The organism is Streptomyces sp. LS1784 (assembly GCF_020103755.1).
In the GTDB taxonomy this organism is placed as follows: Bacteria; Actinomycetota; Actinomycetes; order Streptomycetales; family Streptomycetaceae; genus Kitasatospora.
The window spans coordinates 1-6,441 of sequence record NZ_JAHSQD010000480.1; the positions used below are offsets into that span (position 1 = coordinate 1).

Here is a 6,441-nt window from a genome sequence, read left to right on the forward strand (position 1 = left end):
CCGGGCCGTGCTGGAGGCCGCCGGGACGGCGCTGGGCGGCCGGACCGTCGTCAACGCCACCTCGGTCGCGCCGGGCGAGGCGCGGGCGAACGCCGCCGACGCCGAGGCCCGGGGCTTCCGCCTGCTGAACGCCGCGATCCTCACCCCCACCCCGACCATCGGCCGCCCGGAGGGCACCGTCCTGCTGAGCGGCGACGCCGAGGCCTTCGCCATCCACGAGGAGACGCTGCGGGCGCTGGGCACCGTGCGCCACGTGGGCACGGACCCGGGCCGGGCGGCGGCCTTCGACGCCGCCCTGCTCGACCTGTTCTGGACCACCGTGCACGGCTACCTGCACGCCCTGGCGCTGGCCCGCGCCGAGGGCATCGCCGGCGCCGAGCTCGCGCCGTACGCCCAGGGGTTGCCGAGCATGCTGCCGCCGCTGATCGACCGCTTCGCACAGCGCGCGGACGACCGCCGGCATCCGGGCGACCACAGCAGCCTCGCCTCCGCCGAGGCCGGGCTGGCGCACGTCGTGCACACCGCCCGGGCGCACGGCCTGGACACCTCCGTCCTGGACGCGGCGCTCGCGGTCACCAGGCGGGCGGTCGGGGCCGGGCACGGCTCGGACGGGGTGTCCGCCCTGGTCGAGCTGCTCACCGCATAGTCGGAGCGCCGGGCGCACTACTGCGCCAGGTACCCGCCGTCCACCGGCAGCACGACCCCGGTGACGAAGGACGCGTCGTCGGAGGCGAGGAAGAGGACGGCCGCCGCCACCTCGGCCGGGTCACCGAGCCGGCCCATCGGGTGCAGCTTCTCGATCGCCGCGAGGTACTCGGGACCGCCGGGCTCGTCGTGCAGCCGGGCGACGCGCTCGGTGGTGATGGTGCCGGGGGCTACGGCGTTGACCCGGATGCCGCGATCGGCCCATTCGACGGCGAGGTGCTTGGTGAGGCCGGAGGCGACGAACTTGGCGGGCCCGTACACCGACTGGCCGCGCTGGCCGGCCTCACCGGAGATGGAGGACAGGCAGACGATCGAACCGCCGGGCCGCTCCTGCGCGGCCATCGCCTCGATCGCGTACTTGCAGGTGAGGAACATGCCGCGACCGTCCACCGCCATCACGTGGTCCCAGTCCTCGGCGGTGGCCTCGGTGATCTCCATCAGCGGGATGACCCCGGCGTTGGCCACCAGGACGTCCAGCCGCCCGTGCCGCTCGACGGCGGCCGCCACCATCCGGCGGGCGTCCTCGTCCCGGGCCACGTCGCCGACCACCGTACTGAGGGCGCCCGGGAGTTGATCGGCCAGCCGGTCCAGCCCGGACGCGTCCACATCGGTGGCGACCACCGACGCGCCCTCCCGGAGGAAGCGTTCGGCGACGGCCCGTCCGATGCCGCTGGCCGCGCCCGTCACCACACAGGATCGGCCGGCCAGTCGCCCGCCCGCGGGGCTCCCCGCGTTCACAGTCACCATGGCGCGACTCTACCCAGCGGGCGGATGGGAGCCGGGGCTCTTCGGGCGGCGCACCGGATCCGGCCGGTCTACGGCTCAAAAGCGGCCCGGCGGGGCGGGCGCGTGTCGCACGGCCGACGACGACGGCCGGGACCGTCACCACGGTCCCGGCCGCCGCTCGGCCGTTGTGCGGGAGCTACACCCGTGCGTCGGTGGCCAGGGCCTCGGCCACCGGGAGGTTGGGCTGCGGGCGGGTCAGCAGGTGCACACCCGCCGCCAGGGCGCCGCCGACCAGCGGGGCGAGCAGGAACAGCCACAGCTGCGACAGCGCCCCGCCGCCCGCGAACAGGGCCGGGCCGAGGCTGCGCGCCGGGTTGACCGAGGTGCCGGTGAGCGGGATGCCGACCAGGTGGACGACCACCAGCGCGATGCCGATCGGCAGCCCGTCGAAGCCGACCGCGGCCAGCCGGTGGGTCACCGCCAGCACGACGTACACCAGCAGGAAGGTGAGGACGACCTCGGTCAGGAACGCACCGCCGGCGTTGATGTGCACCTGGGAGCGGTCGCCCCAGCCGTTGGTGCCGAGCTTGCCGTGGGTCTCCAGCCCCGGTACCTGCTTGGCCAGCAACAGGACGAGCGCCGCACCCGCGATGCCGCCGAGCAGCTGCGCCACCCAGTACGACACCGCCGTACGCCCGTCGATCCGGCGGGCCAGCAGGAAGCCGAACGTCACCGCCGGGTTGACGTGGCAGCCGGAGACCGGTCCGAGCGCGTACGCGAGTGCGAGCAGTACGAAGCCGAACGCGAGCGCGATGCCGACCGGGCCGATCGCGTCCCCCGCGAGCACCGCCGCGCCCACCGCCAGCAGCACCAGCAGCAGGGTCCCGAGGAACTCGCCGATCACCGCCCGCCTGTCCGTTCCACCCATGCGCCTGGTCCTCCTGACCGTCAGGGCAGGCGGACCGGTACCGCCCACGTCCGGCCAACCCTGGTCGACCGTTCGGGGGACCGCATGTCGGCCGAACGGCCCACCGCCGTGTTCACGGCGCGTCCGCCTGCCGAATTACTCCGAACGGCTGAAACCGTACGAAAATGGCGAGCCCAATGCAAAACGTAGGTAAAACGGGCAGACGGGGACAGGGCGGGCGCCGGGCGGCTATCGGACCGTCAGCACGATCTTCCCGCGCAGGTGCCCGTCCTCACTGACCCGCTGCGCCTCGGCCGCCTCGGCCAGCGGGAACACCCGGTGCAGCGGCAGCCGCAGGGTGCCCGCCTCGTACAGGGCGAGCGCGGCCGCGTAGGCGCGCTGGTGGTACGACTCGACACCCTCGGCTCCGCCGTTGAAGCGGACGCCGTGCTCCTGCGCGCCCTGGATGTCGGCGATCGTCAGCACCCGGTCCGCACTGCCCGTCAGCTCGATCGACAGCGGCAGCACCCCGCCCCGCCCGGCCGCGTCCAGCGCCCGGTCAACGCCGCCCGGGGCGGCGGCCCGCACCCGCTCGGCCAGGCCCTCGCCGTACGTCACCGGGATCGCGCCCAGCTCCCGCAGGTAGGCGTGGTTCGGCTCGCTCGCGGTGCCGACCACGGTGATCCCGCGCGCCCGGGCGAACTGGAGCAGCAGGGTGCCCACCCCGCCGGCGGCGCCGTGCACCAGCAGTGTCTCGCCCGGCCGCACGCCGAGGACGTCGAGGACCCGCTCGGAGGTCTCGGCGGCCGTCGGGAGCGCGGCGGCCTCCTCCCAGCCCAGCGTGGCGGGCTTGTGGGCCAGCACCGCCGCGTCGACCAGCGCGTGCTCGGCGTAGGCGCCGCCCATCATGCTGCCGAACACCTCGTCGCCGGGCGCGAAGCCGCTCACCTCCGCGCCGACGGCCTCGACCGTGCCGGACACCTCGACGCCCGGCACGTAGGGGAAGACGACCGGGAACAGCGCGGCCAGCTCGCCGGTGCGCAGCCTGCGGTCCACCGGGTTGACACCCACCGCGCGGACCGCGACCAGCACCTGGCCGGGCCCGGGAGCGGGCAGTTCGATGTCGGTCGGGCGCAGCACGTCCGCGCCGCCGAACTCGGAGAAGGCGATCGCCTTGGTCATGGAAGATCCTTCGGTTTCAGGGGAGTTGGTTCGCTCCGACGCCTTCCATCCTGCGACCGGGACGGTGGCTGCCCGGCCGGTCCTTCGGACGGTTCCACCTGTCCGAACGGCCAGGTGGGAACGGCGGCACCCGAACTAGGCTGGACCTCATGGACCACACGAGGGGCGCGGCGGCTACAACGGCGGGTACGGGCGGCGCGGACGGGACCTGGCGCGACCACTGGGGCCGCCCCGAGGACGCGCTGGCACGGGCCGTCGAAGTGCTGCGCGCTCCCCGGCCGGACGTCCTGCGGCGACTGTCCGAGGTGCTCGGCACCCTCGTCCCGCACGCGGCGCTCGCACAGCTCAGTGGCGTCTGTACGTTCAGCCCCACGCACAGCTACGGCCCGCCCGAGCTCACCGGCGCCATCAGCGCGCTGGACCTGTCCCGGCTGGCCGAACGCACGGCCGGGACCACCTCGGCCGGCCGTCCCTGGCAGGGCGAGGCCGAGCTCGCCGGACGGTCCCGGCCGGTGGTGGTCGTCGCAACCACGCCGGGCAACGACAGCGGCGCCGTCCTGGTCCTCGTCCGGACGGGCACCGAACCGGTGGCACCCGGGGCGCTCGCCGTCCTGCAACAGCTGTGGGACCTGGTGATCGCCCACTCCGACCACCGCGCCACCGACGCCGCCCCAACCCAGACGGCCGCCTCCCGCGCCTCCGCCAACGCCCGGGCCCGGGCCATCGCCGAGTTCACCGGCACCCACAGCGCGGCGCTCACCGCGATCCTGGCACCGCTGCGCGCGCCCGGCCTGGACGACGCCACGGCCCGCCGCAGCGCCACCGAGCTGGCCGTCACCGCCCTGCTCGACCTGCGCCAGGGCGCCGAACTGGACCGCACCCTCAGCGAGGAGCCCGCCGACGCCGCCTTCGCCCGGCTGGTGCGCGAGCTGCGCCCGCTGCTGCGGCACACCCGGGTCCACCTCGACGCCGCACCCCCGGCGGAGGCCGGCCGGTCCGTCCCGGCGGACGCCGCGCACACCGCACGCGACGCCGTCCGGGTCGCCGTGCTGCTGATGCTGGAACAGGAGAAGCCGACCCGGCTGCACGTGAGCTGGCAGCTCACGACGGACGGCCTGCTGCGCGCCGTGGTGCGCGGCGACGGCCTCGGCCTGCTCACTGCCGACGCCCTCGCCGTCCACCGCACCGCCGACCGCATCACCGCCCTCGGCGGACACCACGGCGTCGAGGCCGTCCCGGGCTGGGGCACCACGGTGACCGTCGACCTCCCGCTCGCCCTGCCCGAGCCCGTCCTCGCCACCGACCCGCTGGACGGCCTCCAGCCGCGCGAGCTGGAGGTCCTCGACCAGCTGGCGCGCGGCCGCCGCAACCGGGACATCGCGGCGGCGCTGCACATCAGCGAGTCGACGGTGAAGTTCCACGTGGCCAACATCCTCGCCAAACTCGATGTCTCCTCGCGCGGCGAGGCCGCCGCCCTGGCCCACCGCGCCGGACTGCCACGCGGGCCCGTCGGGCTGCACGCGGCATCCTGAACATCCCCCCCCCCCCGAGAGAAAGAGACCATGACCGAACCCGCCACCTGGGACCCGACCACCCCCGGCATCCTGCGCCTGCCCTCCGGCCGCCTGCTGCGCGGTCGCGGCCTCAGCCGACCCCTGCCGCCCGGACCCCAACCGACCTTCGGCCTCTACCTGTTGGGCCGCCCGCCGCACGTCGACTGGCCGAGCCGCTGGGTGCGCTGGCCCGACTTCCGCCTCCCCGCCGACCGCGCGGACGCCGCCGACGCCTTCCGCGAGGCCTGGGAACGCTCCGCCACCGAACGCGTCGAACTCGCCTGCGCCGGCGGGCGAGGGCGCACGGGCACCGCGCTCGCCCGCATCGCCGTCCTGGACGGCGTCCCGGCCGCCGAGGCGGTGGACTACGTGCGGGAGCACTACAGCCGGCACGCGGTCGAAACGCCGTGGCAGCGCAAGTTCGTGGAGCGGCCGGCCTAGGCCGGGTGGGGAGCGCCCCAGAGACTTCGACGGCCGATCGGACCACCGGCGGAACGGTCAACGGTGACGCGTACCAGGCCGGAACGGGCCGAAGCCGGGCTCGGCGCCGTCGCGCACCTCACCACCGGCCCTTGAACTCCGTCAGAGGTCCCAGCTGCGGCCCGCCGCCCACGTCTCCAGCGGCTGCCAGTCGATGTCGGGGTGCTCGGCGTGCAGGGCTCCGGTGTCGATGGTGAGCCCGGGCTCCCGGAAGTAGCGGAACATCGTGGCGAGGTCCTCGGAGTACCCTGCCGCGACCGAGAGCGGCACCTCCTCGAAGCGGATCGGCCGGCCGCTCGCCGCACCGATGGCGGCGGCGATCTGCTCGCCGGTGCGCCACTGCGAGGCGATGTCGATGCGCCGGCCCGCGTACGCCCCGGGCCGGGCGAGGACATGGGCGGCGAAGGCGCCGATGGTGTCGGCGGCGATCACGGGAAGCGGGACGCCGGGCGGCATGGGGAGGTGGAAGACGCCCTCGCGGAGGGACTTGAGGGTCCAGTCGTTGGCGTAGTTCTCCATGAAGGCGGCCGGGCCGAGGACGGTCCAGGGCAGACCGAGGCCGGCCAGGTGCCGCTCGATGCGGTGCTTGCTGTCGAAGTGCGGGATGCCGGTGGAGCGGTCGGCGTTGGCGGCGGAGGCGTAGACGACGTGCCGGACGGTGGCGGCGGCCCGGGCGGCGTCCAGCAGGGCGATGCCCTGGCGGACTTCGGCATCGAGGTCGGTCCCGAACGGGGTGGACATGGCGAACAGCGCGCCGGCGCCGTCGAGTGCCGCGACGAGGGAGGCCGGGTCGTCGAAGTCGGCGCGGACCACCTCGGCGCCGAGTGCGGCGAGTTCGGCGGCTGCGGGCGAGCCGGGGTTGCGGGTGAGGGCGCGGACGGGCCGGCC

At 75.1% G+C, this 6,441-nt stretch carries 7 protein-coding genes; 3 read left to right on the top strand and 4 right to left on the bottom strand.

From position 1 onward, the window contains the following. Positions 1-646, top strand: a 646-nt coding sequence (locus KS423_RS35255; protein ID WP_224283823.1) for an NAD(P)-dependent oxidoreductase, incomplete at its 5' end; no start/stop codon positions are given. 17 nt (positions 647-663) lie between these two features. Here the strand turns inward: KS423_RS35255 and KS423_RS35260 are convergent. The 3 genes from KS423_RS35260 to KS423_RS35270 all read right to left on the bottom strand — a co-directional run bounded on the left by KS423_RS35260 (position 664) and on the right by KS423_RS35270 (position 3,520). After that, complete coding sequence (locus tag KS423_RS35260) at positions 664-1,452, bottom strand: SDR family NAD(P)-dependent oxidoreductase (RefSeq protein WP_224283824.1); 789 nt, start codon at positions 1,450-1,452, stop codon at positions 664-666. 175 nt (positions 1,453-1,627) lie between these two features. Then, a complete protein-coding gene (locus KS423_RS35265; protein WP_224283825.1) occupies positions 1,628-2,359 on the bottom strand; it encodes an MIP family channel protein in 732 nt (243 codons plus the stop codon). A 228-nt stretch (positions 2,360-2,587) separates the two neighbouring features. After that, positions 2,588-3,520 carry an NADP-dependent oxidoreductase gene (locus tag KS423_RS35270; RefSeq protein ID WP_224283826.1) on the bottom strand — a complete coding sequence of 311 codons (933 nt, stop codon included), beginning with the start codon at positions 3,518-3,520 and terminating at the stop codon, positions 2,588-2,590. Positions 3,521-3,669: 149 nt separating this feature from the next. Between KS423_RS35270 and KS423_RS48220 the strand changes: the two genes are divergently transcribed. Both KS423_RS48220 and KS423_RS35280 read left to right on the top strand, forming a co-directional pair. Continuing rightward, positions 3,670-5,052, top strand: a complete 1,383-nt coding sequence (locus KS423_RS48220; RefSeq protein ID WP_308020285.1) for a response regulator transcription factor — start codon at positions 3,670-3,672, stop codon at positions 5,050-5,052. A 30-nt stretch (positions 5,053-5,082) separates the two neighbouring features. After that, a complete protein-coding gene (locus tag KS423_RS35280) occupies positions 5,083-5,514 on the top strand; it encodes a protein phosphatase (RefSeq protein ID WP_224283827.1) in 432 nt (143 codons plus the stop codon). A 141-nt stretch (positions 5,515-5,655) separates the two neighbouring features. Here the strand turns inward: KS423_RS35280 and KS423_RS35285 are convergent. Continuing rightward, positions 5,656-6,441, bottom strand: a 786-nt coding sequence (locus KS423_RS35285) for an NmrA family NAD(P)-binding protein (protein ID WP_224283828.1), incomplete at its 5' end; no start/stop codon positions are given.